17 protein-coding genes and 1 pseudogene are annotated in these 21,031 nt (G+C 63.6%); 12 read left to right on the forward strand and 6 right to left on the reverse strand.

Going from position 1 to position 21,031, the window contains the following annotated elements; genetic code table 11:
• Positions 1–3: 3 nt before the first annotated feature.
• Together QA645_RS14010 and QA645_RS14015 are read left to right on the forward strand one after the other, a co-directional pair.
• Entirely contained in the window at positions 4–3,882 is a 3,879-nt protein-coding gene (locus QA645_RS14010) for an Ig-like domain-containing protein (protein ID WP_283050892.1), read from the forward strand.
• A 472-nt stretch (positions 3,883–4,354) separates the two neighbouring features.
• Entirely contained in the window at positions 4,355–7,045 is a 2,691-nt protein-coding gene (locus tag QA645_RS14015) for a bifunctional acetate--CoA ligase family protein/GNAT family N-acetyltransferase (protein WP_283050894.1), read from the forward strand.
• Between the two features lie 11 nt (positions 7,046–7,056).
• Here QA645_RS14015 and QA645_RS14020 read toward each other — a convergent pair whose 3' ends face one another.
• Together QA645_RS14020 and QA645_RS14025 are read right to left on the reverse strand one after the other, a co-directional pair.
• On the reverse strand, positions 7,057–7,545 hold the full coding sequence (locus tag QA645_RS14020; protein ID WP_283050895.1) for a phage holin family protein: 489 nt from the start codon (positions 7,543–7,545) through the stop codon (positions 7,057–7,059).
• A complete protein-coding gene (locus QA645_RS14025) occupies positions 7,546–7,821 on the reverse strand; it encodes a hypothetical protein (protein ID WP_283050897.1) in 276 nt (91 codons plus the stop codon).
• A 211-nt stretch (positions 7,822–8,032) separates the two neighbouring features.
• Between QA645_RS14025 and QA645_RS14030 the strand changes: the two genes are divergently transcribed.
• From QA645_RS14030 to QA645_RS14055, 6 genes are all read left to right on the forward strand, one after another.
• Positions 8,033–9,169 (forward strand): ABC transporter permease, encoded by a 1,137-nt coding sequence (locus QA645_RS14030; RefSeq protein WP_283050898.1) that lies wholly within the window; start codon positions 8,033–8,035, stop codon positions 9,167–9,169.
• 2 nt (positions 9,170–9,171) lie between these two features.
• Entirely contained in the window at positions 9,172–9,942 is a 771-nt protein-coding gene (locus QA645_RS14035) for an ABC transporter ATP-binding protein (RefSeq protein WP_283050901.1), read from the forward strand.
• 3 nt (positions 9,943–9,945) lie between these two features.
• A complete protein-coding gene (locus QA645_RS14040) occupies positions 9,946–11,049 on the forward strand; it encodes an ABC-type transport auxiliary lipoprotein family protein (protein ID WP_254194683.1) in 1,104 nt (367 codons plus the stop codon).
• Positions 11,050–11,120: 71 nt separating this feature from the next.
• Complete coding sequence (locus QA645_RS14045) at positions 11,121–11,834, forward strand: helix-turn-helix domain-containing protein (RefSeq protein WP_283050904.1); 714 nt, start codon at positions 11,121–11,123, stop codon at positions 11,832–11,834.
• Between the two features lie 96 nt (positions 11,835–11,930).
• The gene (locus QA645_RS14050) at positions 11,931–12,065 is read left to right on the forward strand and encodes a hypothetical protein (RefSeq protein WP_256561808.1); all 135 of its coding nucleotides are present in this window, start codon (positions 11,931–11,933) and stop codon (positions 12,063–12,065) included.
• A 246-nt stretch (positions 12,066–12,311) separates the two neighbouring features.
• Positions 12,312–13,040, forward strand: a complete 729-nt coding sequence (locus QA645_RS14055; protein WP_254132801.1) for a Crp/Fnr family transcriptional regulator — start codon at positions 12,312–12,314, stop codon at positions 13,038–13,040.
• 13 nt (positions 13,041–13,053) lie between these two features.
• Here QA645_RS14055 and QA645_RS14060 read toward each other — a convergent pair.
• A pseudogene (locus QA645_RS14060) lies at positions 13,054–13,445 on the reverse strand (cyclase family protein); the annotation flags it as partial.
• Positions 13,446–13,970: 525 nt separating this feature from the next.
• On the opposite strand from QA645_RS14060, the gene QA645_RS14065 reads away from it, so the two are divergent.
• The 4 genes from QA645_RS14065 (at position 13,971) to QA645_RS14080 (ending at position 17,722) form a co-directional block, all read left to right on the forward strand.
• Positions 13,971–14,942 (forward strand): TRAP transporter substrate-binding protein, encoded by a 972-nt coding sequence (locus QA645_RS14065; RefSeq protein ID WP_254132800.1) that lies wholly within the window; start codon positions 13,971–13,973, stop codon positions 14,940–14,942.
• 66 nt (positions 14,943–15,008) lie between these two features.
• Positions 15,009–15,554, forward strand: coding sequence for a TRAP transporter small permease (locus tag QA645_RS14070; protein WP_254132799.1), 546 nt, complete (start codon positions 15,009–15,011; stop codon positions 15,552–15,554).
• Positions 15,545–16,837 (forward strand): TRAP transporter large permease, encoded by a 1,293-nt coding sequence (locus tag QA645_RS14075; RefSeq protein WP_283050908.1) that lies wholly within the window; start codon positions 15,545–15,547, stop codon positions 16,835–16,837. Before QA645_RS14070 ends, QA645_RS14075 begins: the two co-directional genes overlap by 10 nt.
• A 78-nt stretch (positions 16,838–16,915) precedes the next feature.
• Entirely contained in the window at positions 16,916–17,722 is an 807-nt protein-coding gene (locus QA645_RS14080) for an SDR family oxidoreductase (RefSeq protein WP_283050910.1), read from the forward strand.
• Positions 17,723–17,731: 9 nt separating this feature from the next.
• Here the strand turns inward: QA645_RS14080 and QA645_RS14085 are convergent, their stop codons facing one another.
• Genes QA645_RS14085 through QA645_RS14095 form a run of 3 tightly spaced genes read right to left on the reverse strand, consistent with a single transcriptional unit; the run spans position 17,732 to position 21,023 of the window.
• Entirely contained in the window at positions 17,732–18,430 is a 699-nt protein-coding gene (locus tag QA645_RS14085; RefSeq protein ID WP_283050912.1) for a substrate-binding domain-containing protein, read from the reverse strand.
• Positions 18,427–20,556 carry a molybdopterin cofactor-binding domain-containing protein gene (locus tag QA645_RS14090; protein ID WP_283050914.1) on the reverse strand — a complete coding sequence of 710 codons (2,130 nt, stop codon included), beginning with the start codon at positions 20,554–20,556 and terminating at the stop codon, positions 18,427–18,429. Before QA645_RS14090 ends, QA645_RS14085 begins: the two co-directional genes overlap by 4 nt.
• On the reverse strand, positions 20,553–21,023 hold the full coding sequence (locus tag QA645_RS14095; RefSeq protein ID WP_283050915.1) for a (2Fe-2S)-binding protein: 471 nt from the start codon (positions 21,021–21,023) through the stop codon (positions 20,553–20,555). Before QA645_RS14095 ends, QA645_RS14090 begins: the two co-directional genes overlap by 4 nt.
• Positions 21,024–21,031: the final 8 nt, after the last annotated feature.

Here is a 21,031-nt window from a genome sequence, read left to right on the forward strand (position 1 = left end):
ATCATGACCACAACTCCGAGCCACATTGTCGTCCTTTCCCTGGAAAATGAGAACTATTCCGACATCGTAGGGAGTGCCCAGGCGCCTTACCTGAACTCGCTGATCTCCCAGGGGATGCTGCTCACCAACTTCTACGGTGTGACCCATCCGAGCCAGCCCAATTACATTGCCCTGTTTTCCGGCTCGACACAGGGCGTCACCACCAACGGTCCCGTTACCCAGCTTCCGGCCAGCGTGCCGACACTGGCGAGCACGCTCGCCGCGCACGGTTACACCTTCGGCGGTTACGCCGAGACGACGGCGGATCCCGAACGGCAACCTTGGATGGACTTCGCCAATTCGGCCAACGACGGTCACGATTTCAGCACTTTTCCTCAGACCGCGGCCGGCTTCGCCAACCTTCCAACCGTCTCCTTTGTTTCGCCCAACGACGCCCACAACATGACGCCGACGAGCGACAACGGCGGCGGCATTCCGGCGGGCGACGCCTGGGTCCAGGCCAATCTCTCCTCCTACGTTGCCTGGGCGCAGGCAAACAATTCGCTGCTGATCGTCACCTTCGACGAGAATAACACCAATCCGGCGGTGACCTACCCCGATCACATTGCAGGGATCGTCGTCGGCGCGGGTGTCCCGGCGGGGGTCGTCAACGATTCGCCGGCGGATCAATATTCCCTGCTTGCCACGATCGAAAGCCTTTACGGCGCCACGGCGATCGGTGCCAGCGCCGGCGTGCCGGCGCTCAATTTCTATTCGGCGACGCCGCCGACGAGCTCCACCTCGGTCGACCTGTCATTTTCCGGATTGTCCGATCTGACCAACACTCCGCCCCAAAATGCGCTAGCGGTCGGTTCGAATTACATTCTCACCGCGGAGACCACTCACTACGAGATAACCGACCTCAGCGGGCATCCGATCGTATCCAATGGATCATTGTCCACCTTGTTCTCGCCGCTTGGCGCCACGCTCGACAACAGGCTGCTCGACGCGCGCGCCGCCTATGACAGTTCGACCGGTCACTATGTGATCATCGCGGAAAATTTCCAGCCGGGAACCGGGAATTTCGCCACCAACATCGATATCGCCGTGTCGGTGGACAGCAATCCGAACGACGGCTGGTATCTGGCTTCGATCGACACGTCCAACGGCAACACGACCCAAGCGGACATGCCCTATCTGTCGGTCAGCAACGGCAAGATCTACATCTCCACGCCCGAATATCTCGACGCGGGAGGCGGCTACAACAACGGCGAATTCGTCATCAACGAAAGCAGCGTCATAGCCGCCGGAAACGCCGCGATCGCACCCGACGCCAGCCAAAGCGTGTCACCGACCGGCGGCATCGTGCGCAATATCGCCGGCGATAACGGGGAAACCTACTATTTGAGCACCTATTCGACCGGCAGGGAGACAGGGCTCACATATCAAACCTACGATCCGACGCACGGCTTCAGCGGGACCCAAACGCTCTTCCTCGGCGACGCCGATGTGGGAGGGGGCGGAAACAACTTCACCGCCGCGCAGCTAGGCACGGCCAAGACGCTCGACATTAACGACGGGCGCCTCCAAAGCCTTGCCTATACCTCCTCCGGAGGACACAACTACGTCTTTGGCGTGAGCGAAGTCATGCCGAGCGCGGGGGCGCCCGCGGAAATCGAGTGGTTCAAGCTCGATGTCACCGATCCCACGAATCCGCAATTTGTCATCGGGAACGTGATTTCCGGCGCCTCCATCGGCACGGGTGTCGCTGTGTTCAATCCTTCGATTGCGGTCGACCACAACGGCGACGTGCTCATCAATTTTTCGGCCTCCGGGTCGAATATGTATCCCGCCGACTATTATACGGTGCTCGGCGCCGGCGCTTCCGCCTTCACCGCGCCGACGCTTTACCAGGCGAGCACTACGTTTTTCGATTCCGGTGCTCTGAACGACCAGCGCTGGGGCACCTATTCGACCGCAATCGCCGATCCGAACAACCCGGGCGGATTCTGGATATCGAATGAATATATTGCCAACGGATGGTGGCAAACGGCGGTAGCTCAGGTCAGTGTCCATCCGGATACGACGCCGCCGGTCGCGCCGACCGGCCTGTCTCTCGACGCGACGACGGACAGCGCTACGATCGGCGATCGCATTACCAACTTTTCGCACGTCAAGATCGACGGCACGGCCGAGCTCGGCAGCACGGTGACACTGTATGACAGCAACGGCACTACAGTGCTTGGCACGGGCACCGCGAGCCTGACGACTGGTGCGTTCAGTATCACGACATCGGCGCTGGCTGATGGGACGCATAATATCACCGCGAAGGCGACCGATGCGTGGGGGAATGCGAGCACCGCGTCCGCCGTCCTTGCCGTGACGGAGGACAGCACGGCGCCCGTCGCGCCGACGGGCCTGTCCCTCGACGCGACGACGGACAGCGGTACGATCGGCGATGGCATCACCAGCTTTGGGCACGTCAAGATCGACGGCACGGCCGAGCACGGCAGCACGGTGACGCTGTATGACACCAACGGCACGACCGTGCTTGGTACGGGCACTGCGGACCTGACGACTGGTGCGTTCAGCATTACGACTACGGCGCTAGCCGACGGGACGCACAATATCACCGCGAAAGCGACCGATGCGGCGGGCAACACCGGTGCGGCATCTGCCGTCCTTGCCGTGACGGAGGACAGCGCGGCGCCGGTCGCGCCGACCGGCTTGTCCCTCGACGCGACGACGGACAGCGGCATCAAAGGCGACGGTATCACCAGCTTCACTCATGTGTTGATCGACGGCACGGCCGAGCACGGCAGTACGGTGACGCTGTATGATAGCAACGGCACGACGGTGCTTGGCACAGGCACCGCGGACCCGACGACTGGCGCGTTCAGCATTGCGACATCGACGTTGGCGGAGGGAACTCATAGCATCACAGCGAAGGCAACTGACGCAGCCGGGAACACCAGCATCGCGTCGAACGCACTTGCAGTGACCACCTTCGGCCTGACCGCCAATTTCGATTTCAGCGGCGATGGCCATAGCGATATCCTCTGGCGCGACGACAATGGCGCAGTGTCGATATGGAGCAATGGCGATATCAACCAGGCTCATATCGTTGCCCAAGCGGGCGTCGTTCCCAATAGCTGGCATATCGCCGGCACGGGCGACTTCGACGGTAACGGCGAGAGCGACATCCTCTGGCGCAACGACACTGGCGCAGTGTCGATCTGGGACAACGGCGACATCAGCAAGGCCCATATCGTGGCCGCAGCAGGCGTCGTCCCTAATAGCTGGCATATCGCCGGCACGGGCGACTTCGACGGCAATGGAAAGAGCGACATCCTCTGGCGCAACGACAATGGCGCAGTGTCGATCTGGGACAACGGCGACATCAGCAAGGCCCACATCGTGGCCGCAGCAGGCGTCGTCCCCAATAACTGGCAATTCGCCGGCACGGGCGACTTCGACGGTAATGGAAAGACCGACATCCTCTGGCGCAACGACAATGGCGCAGTGTCGATTTGGGATAACGGCGACATCAGCAAGGCCCATATCGTGGCCGCAGCGGGCGTCGTCCCCAATAGCTGGCATTTCGCCGGCACCGGCGACTTTGACGGCAATGGCCAGAGCGACATCCTCTGGCGCAACGACAATGGCGCAGTGTCGATTTGGGATAACGGCGACATCAGCAAGGCCCATATCGTGGCCGCGGCGGGCGTCGTTCCCAATAGCTGGCATATCGCCGGCACAGGCGACTACGACGGTAATGGCCACAGTGACATCCTCTGGCGTAACGACAATGGGGCGGTGTCGATCTGGGATAATGGGCAGCTTGGCGCCGCGCATATCGTCGCCAATGGGACCTTGGTCCCTAACGATTGGCACATTGCATAAGCAAAGCTTGGGACGATTTGCAGAAGGTTCGCGTTGCTCCACTAGGATGGGGACTGCAGCAGCGACAGAGTTTCTGATGGCGGTCTAGCAACTTGCGCCCTGATATCGAGCGATGACGGGCTCGGCGGACTGAAGTCGCTGCGGCGGGAGGCGGTGAGCTGGCTCCAAGAGCCCCGATCGTGCTGACCTGATCGGAAGGCCGTCGGGCGCGACGCCTATCGCAACGTCGCCGCCCTCAGGGCTGACATCACCTCGTCCATCGACCGACACAACGCCGATCCCAAGTCGTTCCCGCGGGAGACTGGTCCACTGACGACATCCTTGCCTCATCGAGCGCTTCTGCCGATACAATGCCCCAGCAGAGCGCGACGCGATTCCGCAACATCCGGTTCAGGACACCAGGTGCGCTCACTCCATAACCGGGCTAGCATCGCATCTATCGGGTCCGTTGCCCGATCGGATGATTGTGATCATGTCGACTTATCGCCTGAAAAACCTGTTGTCGCCACGGTCGGTTGCGCTGGTCGGCGCAAGTTCCCGCCCGGTCTCCGTTGGACGCGCTGTCCTGGAGAACATTCGCAAGGCGGAATTCAAGGGGCAGTTTGGCCTGGTGAACCCACGCCATGCCGAGATCGGCGGCGTCGCGACGGTGAGCCGCCTGGACCGGCTGCCCTTCGTACCTGAGCTCGTCGTCATCACCGCGCCGGCGCGAGAGATCCCTGACATCATCGACCAGGCCGGTCGGCGCGGTTCGGCCGGCGCCCTGATCGTCTCGGCGGGACTCGGTCATGGACCGGGATCGCTTCAGGAGGCCGCCATCGCGGCTGCCCGCAAATACGGCATGCGGCTGATCGGCCCCAACTGCCTCGGCATCATGATGCCTGGCGCAAATCTGAATGCGAGTTTCGCCGCGCACATGCCGCGGGCTGGAAATCTCGCGCTGATCTCGCAATCGGGGGCGATTGCGGCCGGCATGGTGGATTGGGCTGCGCAGCGCGGCGTCGGCTTCTCCGGCATCGTTACGATCGGCGATCAGATCGACGTCGACATCGCTGATTTGCTCGACCATTTCGCGATGGACCACAAGACCCGTGCCATTCTGCTCTACATCGAGGCCATCAAGGACGCGCGAAAATTCATGTCGGCGGCGCGCGCTGCGGCGCGCGTGAAGCCGGTCGTCGTGGTGAAATCCGGGCGCATGGCGCATGGCGCGAAGGCTGCGGCCACGCATACGGGCGCGCTCGCAGGTGCCGACGCCGTCTACGATGCGGCCTTCCGGCGCGCCGGCGTCCTCCGGGTATCCGATCTGCGCGAACTGTTCGATTGTGCCGAGACGCTCGGCCGGATCGGATCGCCGGCGGGAAAGCGCCTCGCTATCCTGACCAATGGTGGCGGCATTGGTGTCCTGGCGGTCGACCGGCTCGCGGATCTCGGCGGAATTCCCGCGCCCATGACACCCGATACGCGCGGGAAGCTCGACGCGGTGCTGCCGTCGACCTGGTCCGGCGCCAATCCCGTCGATATCGTCGGCGACGCCGATGCGGCGCGCTATGCCGCTGCGCTGGAGGTGCTGGTCGACGATCCCGGCAATGACGCAATTCTCGTGCTCAACGTGCAGACCGCGATCGCATCGGCCGCCGAGATCGCGACGACCGTGACTGAACTCGTCCTCAAGTATCGCGCGAAGCATCGTAGTTGGGCCAAGCCCGTGCTCGCCGCCTGGGTCGGTGCCGATCAGGACATCATTGCAAAGCTGTCCGCCGCTGGCATTCCGAACTATCCGACCGAAGACGACGCGGTGCGTGGCTTCATGCATATGGTCCGGCATCGCGAGGTCGTGGACGAGCTAAGCCAGGTTCCGCCGGCGATGCCGGACACCTTCGTGCCGGATGTCGCGGCTGCCAAGCAGATCGTCACGACGGCCATCGCTGACGGGCGCAAATGGCTCGATCCCGTCGAGATCAAGCATCTGCTTGGCTGCTATGACGTCGCAATGGTGCCGACCTATGCGGCTGCAGATGTCGAGCAGGCGGTCGCCTGTGCGGATCAGATATTCGCCCAAGGCGCCACCGTCGTGCTCAAGATCATGTCGCGCGACATTGTGCACAAGTCCGACGTCGGCGGTGTCGTGCTCAATCTGACCAATCCGGGTGTGGTACGCGCGGCCGCCGCCGGCATTCTCGCGCGGGCGAGGAAGCTGCGTCCTGAAGCCCGTATTGATGGCCTCATCGTCCAGGCAATGGTCGTCAAGGCGAAGGCGCGTGAGTTGATTCTTGGCCTCGCTGACGATCCAACGTTCGGCACCGTCGTCGTGTTCGGCCGGGGCGGCACCGCGGTGGAGATCATCAACGACAAGGCCCTGGCGCTGCCGCCGCTCGACCTCCAGCTCGCCCGCGACCTGATCGAGCGCACGCGCGTGTCGCGATTGTTGCCCGCCTACCGGGACGTGCCGGCGGTCAAGCAGGACGCCGTCGCGCTGGTACTGGTCAAGCTGGCGCAGATGGCGACCGACATCCCCGAAATCCGCGAGCTCGATATCAATCCGTTGCTCGCGGATGAGACCGGTGCGACGGCGGTCGACGCCCGCGTCGCGGTGGGGCCGCCACAGCGGAAGTTTGCGGGCTCCGGCCCCGCCAACTTCGCCGTCCGCGCCTATCCTTCGCAATGGGAGCGCCGGCTCGCGCTCAAGGACGGCTGGCGTATCTTCGTGCGGCCCCTGCGGCCCGAAGACGAGCCGACCATCCACGAATTCCTGCGTCACGTCACGCCTGAGGATCTCCGCTTGCGCTTCTTCGCGCCGATGAAGGAGTTCACCCATGAATTCATCGCGCGCCTGACCCAGCTCGACTATGCCCGTGCCATGGCCTTCATCGCGTTTGACGAGAACAGCGAGATGGTCGGCGTGGTGCGGCTTCACTCGGATTCGATCTACGAGAGCGGCGAATATGCGATCCTGCTGCGCTCCGACCTCAAGGGCAGAGGGCTCGGCTGGGCCCTGATGCAGCTGATCATCGACTACGCCAGGTCGGAAGGGCTCAAGACCATCTCTGGCGACGTGCTCAAGGAGAACGTCGTGATGCTGGAGATGTGCCGGCAGCTCGGTTTTGAGATCAAGCCCGATCCGACGGAACCTGATATCTGCGACGTCCGCCTGAAACTCTGACGTGCGGCCAGCTAAGAGCGTGCTTCGGGCGCTGCATCTGCGGCGGGTTCTCTGGCCGTCTTTCGCATGTTCTTGACGATGATTGCGATCAGCGGCACCAATACCGGTACGATCGTGCTAAGCGGATGATGGACCGCGCCCGATAATTGAGCCTGAAGCGCCCGGGCTTCGACCTGGAGAGCCTCGATCGACGTGCCGTGGATTTCATTGGCAAGCTCGATGTCGCGGCCCGAGGGCGGGCGTCCGGCGATGATGAACAGAACCGCCGCGATGGCGAAATTGATCGCTCCGAGCACCGCCGCCGCGGCGATTGCGCTCCAGATCTGGACGAGGGCGAAATAGGCGGACAACTCCAGCATCAGCAGTCCGAATGCGGCGATCAGCGCCGCGAAGGCGCGCAGACCAAGCCCGGTCAGCAGATGGTGGAGCCTGATATCCGCGATGATCCTGTCCGTGCGCCACAAGGCGCGCAGATGCTTGACCACATTCTCCGTATTCACCTAGTGCCTCCTCAGCATGAAGCCGACGACCACGCCGAGCGCAAAGGCGGACGCGAGCGAAGCCACTGGACGCTCGGCGACGAGATCATGCAGCTGCTCCTGCTCGTCGCCGACGGTTTCGCCGAGTTCGGCCAGCGCGGCCTTGATCTGAGCGGCGAGGGCCTCGGTACGATCCTTCGATGTCTCGAACATCCCCTCGCCAGCGGTGTTCAGCAGATTTGTGACGTCGATCTTCAGCGCTTTCAGCTCGTCGCTCATTCTGCCGGTGTCGAACATTGGCGGTCTCCATTCAATGGCGCGAGCCTATGCGGACAAGCCTGACGGCCTTTGATTTGGGTCAAGGGGGCGAGAGTGCGCCTGTGTTTGAGGCAGATCTGTTTGAGACAGGTCTGTTCGAGGCAAGTCTGTTTGAGGCAAGTCAATCGACCCGCTCGTTGCCGGCCTAGAACAGAACCATTGGGGCCGGTCGTCCCATGAGGATATGCGCGTGAATTCGGAACCTCTGCTGCTGGCAACCCCGTCGGGTGATGCGCTCGAATTGCGGCCCGAGGGGCCATGGATTGCGGCCAACGTCGCAAAGCTTGAAACCCTGTCCCGATCTGTCGGAACGGATGTCGATCGGTCGAGGACCGTGACGCTGGACATGTCCGGCATCAGCGCGCTCGATACGCTCGGTGCTTGGATCCTGGAGAAATTGTCGCGCAAGGCTGCATCATCCGGCAGGCCAGCCGAGATCGTCGGTGTGGCCGATCGTTTCAGCGGCCTGCTGGAGGAAGTGCGCCAGGTCAACCGGCACACGCCGCCGCCAGCGGCCCCGACCAATCCGGTGCTGCTCAGGTTGAACGATCTCGGCAAGGCCACGATCGATGCCCGCGAAGACGTCACGATTTTTCTGCAAATGCTGGGCGCCTTGTTCATGGCGCTCATCGGCGTCTTGCGCCGGCCGCGCTCGCTACGGCTGACGTCGCTGGTCTATCAGCTCAACCGGATCGGGTTTCAGGCGATTCCCATCGTCGTGCTGATCACGTTCCTGATCGGCGCCATCATCGCCCAGCAGGGATTCTTTCATTTCCGCCGGTTCGGCGCGGAATCCTACACTGTTGACATGGTCGGCATCCTCATCTTGCGCGAGCTCGGCGTGCTGATCGTTGCCATCATGGTCGCGGGGCGTTCAGGGAGCGCCTATACGGCCGAGCTCGGCTCGATGAAGATGCGCGAGGAGATCGATGCGCTCTCGACCATGGGGCTTGATCCCGTCGAAGTTCTGATCCTGCCGCGCGTGGCCGCGCTTGTTATCGCGTTGCCAATTCTCGCCTTCATCGGATCGATTGCCGCGCTCTATGGCGGCGGCCTGGTCGCGCAGTTCTACGGCGATATGGGGCCGGCGATCTACGTCGCGCGGCTGCACGAGGCCATTTCCGTCACCCATTTCGAGGTCGGCATCCTGAAGGCGCCGTTCATGGCGCTGGTGATCGGTATCGTCGCCTGCAGCGAGGGATTGCGCGTGAAGGGCAGCGCAGAGTCGCTCGGTCGGCAGACGACGACGTCGGTGGTCAAGTCGATCTTCCTGGTGATCGTGCTGGACGGCTTGTTCGCGATCTTCTTTGCTTCGATCGGGATGTGACGATGCCCGAGCCTCAGGATGAGTTCGCGATCCGCGTCCATGACCTCGTGGTCGGCTTCGGTCGCCAGACCGTGCTCGATCATTTGTCTCTCGACGTCCGCCGTGGCGAGATCCTCGGGCTGGTGGGGGCGTCCGGAGGCGGCAAGTCGGTGCTGATGCGCACTGTCATCGGCCTCATCTCGCGTCGCAGCGGGACTATCGAAGTTATGGGACGGCCGATTGATGGCGCGCAGGACCGCAGCCGGGCAGCGACCTGGGGCATCCTGTTCCAGCAGGGCGCGCTGTTCTCCTCGCTGACGGTCCGGCAGAATGTGCAATTTCCGCTCCGCGAAAATCTCGCGCTGTCACAGGAACTGATGGACGAGATCGCGACGGCCAAGCTCGAGATGGTTGGGCTGCGGGCGCAGGACGGCGACAAATATCCGTCAGAACTGTCCGGCGGCATGACCAAGCGCGTGGCGCTGGCACGCGCGCTCGCGCTCGATCCGCCGATCCTCTTCCTCGACGAGCCGACATCGGGTCTCGATCCGATCGCAGCTGGCGATTTCGATGCGCTGATCCGGACCCTGCAAAAGACCCTGGGGCTCACCGTCTTCATGGTGACCCATGATCTCGCGAGCCTCACGACGGTCTGCGACCGCGTCGCCGCACTTGCCGACGGCAAGATCGTGGCGATCGGCCCGATGCGCGAATTGCTGCAATCCGAGCATCCTTGGGTGCGGGCCTATTTCCACGGCAAACGCTCGCAGATGCTTCACCACGAGATGAGATGAGACATGGAAACGCGCGCTCCCTACGTGCTGATCGGCAGCTTCGTGCTGGCCGCGATCGTCGCGGTGTTTGGCTTCGTCTATTGGCTGAACAACAGCGGCGGCGTCGGCCCACGGACGAATTACCACGTGCAGTTCCAGGGGCCGGTGCCGGGTCTTCTGGTCGGGGCCGGTGTGCTGTTCAACGGCATCCGTGTCGGTGAGGTGACCCAACTCGGCCTGGCGCCTGACAATCCTCGCTTCGTCAACGCGACGATCTCGGTCGCATCGGCAACGCCGGTGCACACCGACACCAAGGTCGGGCTCGATTTCCAGGGGCTGACCGGCGTGCCGGTGGTGACGCTGGAGGGGGGCACGATCCTCGCCAAATCCGGCGAGCCGCGGATCCTGATCGCCGAGGCCGGCGCAGGCCAGAGCATGACGCAGGCGGCGCGCGATGCCTTGCGGCGCGTCGACACCGTGCTGGAGGACAATTCCGGTCCACTGAAGGATACTATCGCCAATTTCAAGACATTCTCCGACGGCCTGGCGCGCAACACCGGCAAGCTTGACGGCATTTTGGCGGGCCTCGAAAAGATGACCGGTGGCGGTACACCGGCGCAGAAGATCACCTATGATCTCCGCGCGCCGCAAAATCTTGGGCCGGCCGGCAAGACGCTCTCGGCGTCGCTGGCCATTCCCGAGCCGACCGCTGTCGCGATGCTGCAGACGCAGCGCATGCTGTTCGCACCGGTTGGCGACAACCAGGGCTTTGCCGACTTCATGTGGGCCGACAGCATTCCGAAGCTGGTGCAGGCGCGGTTGATCGACAGCTTCGAGAATTACGACATCGCGCATGCGCCGCTGCGGACGACCGACCTGGGGCAAGCGGACTACCAGCTCCTGATCGACATCCGGCGCTTCCGGATCACGACGGAGGGCGAGACCCGGGTCGAGATCGGACTGTCGGCGCGGATCGTCGACAAGGCCGGCAAGGTCATCGCCTCACGCCTCGTTGAAACCAGCGAGAAGCTCGACAAGGTCGAGCCTGCTGCAGCGGTTGCGGCGTTCGACGCGGCCTTTGCCCGCATCGCCAAGGAGCTGATTGGCTGGACGGTGCAGGCGGTCTGACACTCGAAATTGATCTGGGTCAATCGACTTTGGCGCAGTGCAGTAAAATGCAGCCGGCGCTTGAACGATGGATGAGGACTTCCGTGGTGAGGATCGAGCCGAATGGTCATTTTTGCAGCGATTGCGCGGTTCGCGGCTTCGCGGTTTGTTCGTCGCTGGACCCGGCCGAGCTGAGGGAGTTCGAGCATCTCGGGCGTCGCGTTCATTTCGTCGCGGGAGAGACCGTGTTCTCCGAGGAGGACATCACGACCTCGTTCTACAATCTGCTCGAAGGCGTCATGCGGCTCTACAAGTTGCTGCCTGACGGCAGGCGGCAGATCGTGGGTTTTGCGCTGCCCGGTGATTTCCTGGGGATGAATATATCCGGGCGCCACAATTTCTCGGCTGATGCGATTGGGGCGGTGACTGTGTGCCAGTTCGCCAAGGGGCCGTTCGGTCGCTTCATCGAGGACCGGCCGCATCTGCTCAGGCGAATCAACGAGCTGGCGATCCGTGAGCTGAGCCAGGCGCGCGACCATATGATCCTGCTCGGCCGTCGCTCCGCGGAGGAGAAGGTTGCGACGTTTCTGCTTGGCTGGCGCGAGCGGCTGGTTTCGCTCAAGGGATCGTCGCGTACTGTCCCGCTTCCGATGAGCCGGCAGGACATAGCCGATTATCTCGGTCTGACCATTGAGACCGTCAGCCGCACCTTCACCAAACTGGAACGGCATGGAGCGATCGAGATCCTCCATGGCGGAATCAGCCTGCGCGATCCCGCACGCGTCGAGGCGTTGGCTGCGGCCTAAGTCCCAGCCCAGCCCGACCCCGGCCCATTTTTGATTCCGATCAATGACGCCGGTCGCGCGTCGCGAATAATGGCCGGAACAAGGTGGGAGGGTGCGATGCCGATTGACGCATTGCTGGTAATCATTGCCGTCGTGGCGATCTTTGTGACATTCGCAGCCGCGCTGGCTTGGGCGGATCGACAAACCAGCGCGGGCCGGCTCGATTCGGACACGCAGCGCCGAAGCTCCTGAGATCATTGTCGCATTTTGACGCGACAGCCGGTAAGTTTGGTTGGCAGGCCCAACTGTAGCTTGCCGTCCATGCAACTCTGCATGGCGTGAAAAGTATCGACGCACCCTGCGGGTGCGATTTCGCAGCACGAACGCGGCACTTTAGCGGCATTTGCCTCAAACTGTGTCCGTGCTTTCCGGTTGAAAAGCCTGCTAACGTTGACTACGCAGGAACTGCAAGTGCCTCGCAGTCTTAGGAGTCCCGGCGTGCCTCAGGACAAGACCGGCGACCCCCGGCAGCCGTCGGGTAACAAACTGTCGGTTCTGCGCAAGCATCCGATCTTCGCAGATCTGGATCCGGACGCGCTCGATCAGCTCTGCCGCTATGCCAAACACACCACGGTCAAGCGTGGCGCGACGATCGCTGCCAAGGGTGACCCCGGCAATAATCTGTTCGCGGTGATCTCCGGAACAGTGAAGATTTCCTCTTCATCGCCGGACGGACGGAACGCCATTCTCAATCTGATCGGTCCCGGGGAAATCTTCGGCGAGATCGCTGTGCTTGATGGTGCACCGCGGTCGGCGGATGCGACCGCCAACACCAATTGCGAGCTCTACATCATCGACCGCCGCGACTTCCTGCCGTTCGTGAAGAGTCAGCCGGCGCTGGCGATGAAATTCATCGAACTGCTCTGCGCGCGGCTACGCTGGACCAGCCAGCAGGTCGAGCAGGTGATCTTGCAAAATCTGCCGGGCCGGTTGGCGAGCGCGCTGCTCGGCCTCACCGAGGAGCGCAAGCTCGACTCCGGCAGTGGCACGCTCGCGATCACCCAGCAGGAGATCAGCGAGATGGTGGGCATGACTCGCGAGAGCATCAACAAGCAATTGCGCGCCTGGGCCGGACGGAGTTGGGTGCGCCTCGAGCATGGCGCGATCGTCGTGCTCGATACCGATGCGCTGCGCGAGCTTGCCGAAAGCGGCCTCGACGGCGAGTGATCGCGTTTACCTAGCCGCAGCCGGAGTTGACGTAATTCGCCTGGCCGAATTTTGCGCCGGCGCTTGTGTCGACGACGACGATCTCGAGCGGCGAGGGCGTGTGGCCGATCCGCTTGAACTCCTTCGCGACGTCGTCGGCGGTTGCGACATAGCCATCCGGCAGATGTGCCAGGGCGCGTCGAGATGGGTGCTGTTGTGGGTGGATAGCGAGACCTGCTCCACAGCCCAGCCTTGGCCGTCCGGCAGGTCCTCCGCCTTGAGGCCGTCGAAAAACTGCAGCATGCGCGGCAGTCCCTGCTGGTCATCGATGTACTGGATCGTCGGGTGATTGTCCGACGGATCGGCCGGCACGTCGTTCTGCAACGGCACCGAGATGTCGATCAAGTAACGCTTCCTCGGGGCAATATTCGGAAAATTGAAATTTTCCGCCGATCGTTCTCGGGGGAGCCGCGTGATTGATCAATGCAACTCCAGCATCGATCAATGCCGCATTTGGCTTGGACTCAGAATGCCGCCCGCCCTAGGGACGACACTGGCGATATCGCGCCGATGCGGCGCGTTCGTACAGGATGAGCCGATCGTCTCGCCCGAACCTCAAGCCGCAATCAATAGCGGTCGAGCACGAAACCCGAGGAACGTCCATGGATACGATGAGCATCGTTACCGCGCATCCGGCATCGGCCGGTGACGCGGCTCGATTGCCGGGGAGCCGGCATTTGCCGCACAGGTCCCCCGCAGCAGCGGGCGCGATGCGCGTCGCACTGTCCCGGGCAGACATTACCAGTCAGCCAAATCCCCTCGACTCCGCCACGCAATCCTACGAAGGTGGTGCAGTTGCAGCGCTTGACTTCACACCTGAAGTGGAGCGACCCAAGGCGGCCCGCAATACGTGCCCAACGACGACATAATCAACTCAGGAGGAGACCCCAGATGAAGACGTTAATCGGTATCATCGCAGCCGCTGCATTGGCGGTGTCGGCGCCGCTCGCAACCGCACGCGATTTCCGCTCGGCCGACGTCCATCCCGCCGACTATCCGACCGTCGAAGCCGTGAAGTTCATGGGCAAGCAGCTCGCCACCGCGAGCGGCGGCAAGCTTGGCGTCAAGGTGTTTCCGAACGGCGCTCTGGGGTCGGAGAAGGACACCATCGAGCAGCTCAAGATCGGCGCGCTCGACATGATGCGGATCAACGCTTCGCCGTTGAACAACTTCGTGCCGGAAACCGTCGCCCTGTGTCTGCCCTTCGTCTTCCGGGACACCCAGCACATGCGCAACGTGCTCGACGGTCCGATCGGCGACGAGATCCTGGCGGCCATGGAGCCGGCGGGCCTGGTCGGTCTTGCCTATTACGACAGCGGCGCCCGCTCGATCTACACCGTCAAGGCGCCGATCAAGTCGCTCGCAGACGTCAAGGGCCTGAAGATCCGCGTCCAGCAGTCCGACCTGTGGGTCGGCATGATCCAGAGCCTCGGCGCCAATCCGACGCCGATGCCGTACGGCGAGGTCTACACCGCGCTCAAGACCGGTCTCGTGGACGCCGCCGAGAACAACTGGCCCTCCTACGAGTCCTCGCGCCATTTCGAGGCCGCCAAGTTCTATAACGTGACCGAGCACTCGCTGGCCCCCGAGGTCCTCGTGATGTCCAAGAAGGTCTGGGACACGCTGAGCAAGGAGGATCAGGCGATGATCCGCAAGGCGGCGAAGGAATCGGTGCCGGTCATGCGCAAGCTCTGGGACGAGCGTGAGGAAGCGTCGCGCAAGACCGTCGAGGCGGCCGGCGTGCAGGTCGTCACGATCGCGAACAAGCAGGAGTTCGTGGACGCAATGAAGCCGGTCTACCAGAAGTTCGCCGGCGACGAGAAGCTCTCGAGCCTCGTCAAGCGGATCCAGGACACCAAGTAAAACACAGCGGGGATCGGGTCCGGTGTCGCCGCGAGGTGACACCGGATCCTCACAAGGAGGGGCGAGATGACAGACCCACACGTCGCAGACAACGAGCAGGAGGCGGGACGTCCGTCGACCAGTCTGCTGTCGCGGATCAATGCGCCCATCGCCCGGGCGGGGATGTACCTGTCCGTGACCGGACTGCTCGTCATCGTCACCATCGTGTTCTACCAGGTGTTCGGGCGCTACGTTCTCAACTCCAGTCCGACCTGGACTGAAAATCTCGCGCTGGTCCTGATCCTGTATGTCACGCTGATCGGCGCCGCCGTCGGCGTTCGCGATGCCGGACACATCGGCATGGACAGTCTGCTGGTGATGCTTCCGGATCACCTGCGCGAGAAGGTCGAGCTCGTCATCCATGTCCTTGTGGCTCTGTTCGGCGTGGCGATGGTCTACAACGGCTGGATCCTCGGTGCTTCGGTCGGGACCGTGCATATCCCCAATCTCGGCTTCCCTGAGGTCGTTCGCTACGTGCCGCTGGTTGCCTCGGGCATTCTGATCGTCTCCTTTTCAATCGAGCACATCATTGCTCTCCTGCGTGGCGAAGAGGTCGTCCCCTCATGGAACTGATTATTCTCGGCGCCACGTTCTTTGGCTTCCTGATCCTCGGCGTACCGGTCGCCTTTGCGATCGGTCTCTCGGCCATCTGCACCATCCTCTATGAGGGCCTGCCGGTCGCCGTCATCTTCCAGCAGATGATGTCGGGGATGAACATCTTCTCGTTCCTGGCCATCCCGTTCTTCGTCTTCAGCGGTGAGCTGATGCTGCACGGCGGCGTTGCCGACAAGATCGTGCAACTCGCCAAGAATCTCGTCGGCCACATCCGCGGCGGTCTCGGCATGTCGAACGTGGTCGCCTGCACGCTGTTCGGCGGCGTCTCCGGCTCGCCCGTGGCCGACGTGTCGGCGATGGGCGCGGTGATGATCCCGATGATGAAGAAAGAGGGGTTCGACACCGACTACGCCGTCAACGTCACCACCCACGCCTCGCTCGTCGGCGCGTTGATGCCGACCAGCCACAACATGATCATCTACGCGCTCGCCGCCGGCGGCAAGGTCTCGATCGGTGCGCTGATCGCGGCCGGCCTCCTGCCGGCGCTGGTGCTGATGATCTGCATGCTGGTCGCCGCTTACGCCGTCGCAGTGAAGCGCGGCTATCCCGCCGGCAAGTTTCCCGGCTGGGCCGAGGTGTTTCGCTCGTTCGCGGCCGCTCTGCCGGGCCTCCTGATCGTCGGCATCATCCTGACGGGCATCCTGTCCGGCGTGTTCACGGCAACTGAATCTGCCGCTGTTGCCGTCACCTACACGATCGTGCTGACGTTCTTCATCTACCGGACCATGACCTGGAACAACTTCCTGCACGCCGCCGCCAAGGCGGTGAAGACGACAGGCGTGGTGCTGCTGCTGATCGGCGTCTCCACCATGTTCCAGTATCTGATGGGCCTGTATGAGGTGGCCGACTTCGCCGGCGACCTGATGAGCAAGGTCTCCTCGCAGCCCTGGATGATCTTCCTGCTGATCAACATCATCCTGTTCGTGCTCGGCACGTTCATGGACATGGCGGCGACCATCCTGATCTGCACCCCGATTTTCCTGCCGATCGCGATGAAGGCGGGCATGGATCCGGTGCAGTTCGGCATGCTGATGCTGATCAACTGCGCGCTCGGGCTGAACACCCCACCGGTCGGCACCACGCAGTTCGTCGGTTGCGCCATCGGCGGCATCTCGGTGGGCGCGGTGATGCGGACCATCCTGCCGTTCTACGCCGCCCTGATCGCAGCGCTGATGTTCGTGACCTACGTCCCGGCCTTCTCGCTGTGGCTGCCCCGTCTGCTGATGGGATACAAGGGATAGCTGTCGTGCGTTCGCCGGCATTGGCCGGCGAACCGCGCTTGCGATAGTTTGCGTCACAGCAACAGGGAGAATCTGTCCGTGACTGACTATCGCAAGCTCTTCGACCTCACCGGCAAGACGGCCGTGGTGCTCGGCGCCGCATCGGGCATCGGCAAATCGTCGGCCGAGGCGCTGGCCGGGCTTGGCGCCCGCGTCGTCTGCGCCGATCGTGCGCTTGACGCGGCAGAGGCGACGGCTGCGGGCATCCGCGACAAGGGCGGCTGGGCGGAAGAAGCTAGCTGCGACGCCGCGAGCGCTGGCGACGTCAATGCGCTCGCCAAAACCGTGATGCAGAAATTTTCGCGGCTCGACATCGCCGTGACCACGCCCGGGCTCAATATCCGCAAGACCATCCTCGACTATACCGAGGAGGATCTCGATCGCGTGCTGAACCTCAACGTCAAGGGCACGGTGTGGTTCTTCCAAGCCTTTGGCCGCATCATGGTCGAGCAAAAGGGCGGCAGCATCATCGCCTGCTCGTCAGTGCGCGCGGTGACCATCGAGCCCGGCCTTGGCGTCTACGGATCGACCAAGGCGGCGATCGGTCTCCTGGTGAAGGGCTTTGCCTCCGAGGTCGGCCGCTCCGGCGTGCGCGTCAACGCGATCGCGCCGAGCATCGCCGAGACCGCGCTGACCAGCCCGTTCAAGCAGCGGCCCGACATCTACAATCTCTACGCCGGCCACACCGTGTTCAACCGCTGGAGCAGCGCCGACGAGGTCGCCACCGCCGTCGCCTATCTCGCCTCCGATGCCGCGAGCTATGTCAGTGGCAGCACGCTCTTTGTCGACGGCGGCTGGACCGGGGTCGATGGCCCGCCGACCGGTCTCACCCAGCTGCACACATAAGGTTCGCATCTAGCCGGCAAATCCGACGCGCTGGCGCAGCTCTTTGTGATCTGCGCCAGTGAGCAGGGCAATCAGCGCGGACGCTTCGTTCGGGTGCGCCGCTTGTGTGGTCACGCCAGCCGTGTACATCGTCACTAGCTCGCAGCCCGGCGGCAACGAACCCGACAGCGCGATGCCGTCGGTCGCGATGATCTCGGTCGCCTGCGTGCACCCGATCGGCCGCGTCGCAGTGGACGTCGCCAGCTCGCGCATCGCCGTTGCGCCGTTCGGAAAGATCTTCAGGCGCGACGTGAGCTCATAGGCGATGCCGAGCTGATCCAGCACCTTTGCAACGTGTTGGCCCGCGGTCGAGGCCTTGGTGTCGGGAACGTAGATGGCGTCGGCGGAGCGCAGGACCTCGCGCAAATCGGCTTCCGTCCTTACGGTCACCCTGGGATCGCGGCTGCGGACCGCCAGCGCGGTCTCGACCCGGCCGACATCGGCGATCGAGGCGGGAACGACAAGCTTCTCCGCGGCAAGCTTTGCGAGGAGGGCCTGCGTCAGGATCACGAGATCGGCCGGCGTGCTCGCGCGCAGCTTGTCCGCCATGACACCGACCGCGCCGAACTCGCCGTCGATGCCGAAGCCGGTCTTCGCCTTGAAGGCTTCGCTGAGGCCGCGCACCAGGCCTTGCGCCGCGCCGCCGCTCAAGATGTTGACTGTGGTCACGATGCAAGCTCCATGGCTGCGATGATCTTGTCGCGTGTGATCGGGAGGTCGCGCACGCGCACGCCGAGGCAATCGGAAACCGCGTTGGCGATCGCCGCCGTCACCGGTCCGTGCGCGGCTTCGCCGGCGCCGACGGGCTCGATCTCCGGTCGCTGGATGATCTCGACATCGACCATGGGCACCTCGCTGAAGGTCAGGATCGGATAGCCCGTCCAGGAGGTCGATGTGATGCGCGACGGATCGAACCGGACGCGTTCTTTCAGCACCCAGCTCGTCGCCTGGATCGCGCCGCCCTCGATCTGGTTGATGACGCCGTCCGGATTGATGGCCTCACCGACGTCCACCACCAGCGTGAGCCGCCTCACGCGGATGTCGTCGGTACCTTCGATCTCGGCGATGGCAGCGCAATAGGCGCCGGTGTTCTTGTAGCGGGCAAAGCCGACGCCATGGCCGATGCCGGATCGCCTCTCGGGTTTCCAGGCCGCGCGTCGCACCGCTGCGCAGATGACCTCGCGTGCCCGCTCGTCGCGGAGGAGCCGCAGGCGAAACGCGATCGGGTCCTCGCCGCGCAAGGCTGCGATTTCGTCGAGCAGGGATTCGATGGCGAACACGTTGCCCTGTGCGCCGAGAGTCCGCAGAGCCGAGGTGCGCACCGGCATGGTCAGCAGGCGGTGACTCGTGATCGTCCAGGCCGGTAGATCGTAGAGCGGAACGGAGTTGCGGTCGCCACCGCCGCCATTGGCGGCCGGTGGATTCGTCGAGATCATGCGAGGGTATGGACTTGCGATCTCGGATGCGGCGAGCAGGGCAGGCTGCGCCGCACGCCCGGGCCGCGCCGCGTGGCCGTTGCTCCAGATCGCATGGCGCCAGCCGACGACCTCGTTATCCGCATCGAGATCGGCCTCGATCTCGATCGCCATCGCGGCGCCGAACGGTGCATGGGACATCTCGTCGTGGCGCGACCATTGCACCCGTACGGGACGGCCGCCGGCAGCTTTCGCCAGCAGCACGGCATCGAGCGCGACATCGTCGGCGGCATTGTGCCCGTAGCAGCCCGCGCCCTCCATATGCTCGACGACGATGTTCTCGGCCGGCAGCTTGAGCACGATCGCGAGATCGGCGCGGAGCAGATAGACGCCCTGGCTGTGCGTCCAGACATGGACCCGCTCGCCATCCCATCGCGCCATCGCGCAGGACGGTGCAATGGAGCCGTGTGCGATGTAAGGGCGGGTATATTGCCGGCGGAGCGTGCGTGCAGCCTTTGTCGTCACCGCCGCCTTGGTGTCGATGACGGTCGTTTCGACCGGCTGGCTTCTCAGGAAGCCAGCGAGATCGTTTTCATCCGGCAGCGGCTCGCCGGCCGTCCATGTCGCGCCCTTACGCAGGGCTTTCAGCGCCGCTTCCGCGGCGATCTCGCTGTCGGCGACGACGCCCGCAAAGCGACCGTCGCGGACGATCGCGATGAGCCCGGACACAGCGCGCGCGGCTTTTTCGTCGAGCGCAGTCAGCCTGGCGCCCGCGGTGTCCGGCCGCAGCACGCGTCCATGGACCAGCCCCGGCAACGCGTGGTCATGGATGAATCGCGGCCGCGCGAACACCTTGTCGGGTATGTCGACGCGCTGGACCGAATGCCCGGCGACCGCGCGCTTGGCGGCAGTCTTCGCCGAAGCCCCTGCGGTCGCATCGTGATCCAGCGAGACGTCACCGGCCAGCTCCCAATAGCTGGTTCTGACATTACCGGGCCCGGAGATCGTGCCGTCCTCGACACCGAGCAGCGATGCGTCGACGCCGAGACGTTCCGAGGCTGCCGCGAGGAAGCGCTGGCGTATCTCGGCGCAGGCGTGGCGCAGCGCCCGGCCGGACTGCTGGATCGACAGGCTGCCGGAGGTGACACCCTCATTCGGGCTCGCAGCCGTCGAGGTGCGGATCATCTCGATGCGGCCGATCTCGACGTCGAGCTCGTCGGCTGCGATCTGCGCCAGTGCCGTGACGATGCCCTGGCCGATTTCGACCTTGCCGGGCGAGATCGCGACACGGCCTTCGCCGGTGAACTTCACCCAGGACGACAGTCTCGGATTGGCGGCGAGGCTGACCGGCAGTTTCGGGGTAGGCGCCGGCGCACTCATGACGTCGCCATCTCCGTCGCCGCCCGGAGGACGGCGCGGACCATGCGGTTCTGCGATCCGCAGCGGCACAGATTGCGATCGAGCGCCGTTCTAACCTCCGCCTCTGTCGGTGACGGATTGCGCTTCAGCAACGCCGCCGCGCTGATCAGGATCCCCGAGACGCAATAGCCGCATTGCATCGCCTGTTCGGAGATGAAGGTGCGTTGCAGCGGATGCGGTTGTTCGGCCGTGCCGAGGCCCTCCAGTGTGACGACTTGCTTGTCCGCCACCGACCACATCGGCATGTCACAGGAGGCCATCGCGCGGTCGTCGACCAGGACGTAGCAGGCGCCGCATTCGCCGGCGCCGCAGCCGAAATGGGGACTGGTGATGCCGAGCCGGTTACGCAGCACGTCGAGCAGCGCTTGATCTGGATCGGCGTCCACTGCCACTGCCGCGCCGTTGAGCTGGAACTGAATGGTGGGCATGACCTGCC

It is taken from the genome of Bradyrhizobium sp. CIAT3101 (assembly GCF_029714945.1).
In the GTDB taxonomy this organism is placed as follows: domain Bacteria; phylum Pseudomonadota; class Alphaproteobacteria; order Rhizobiales; family Xanthobacteraceae; genus Bradyrhizobium.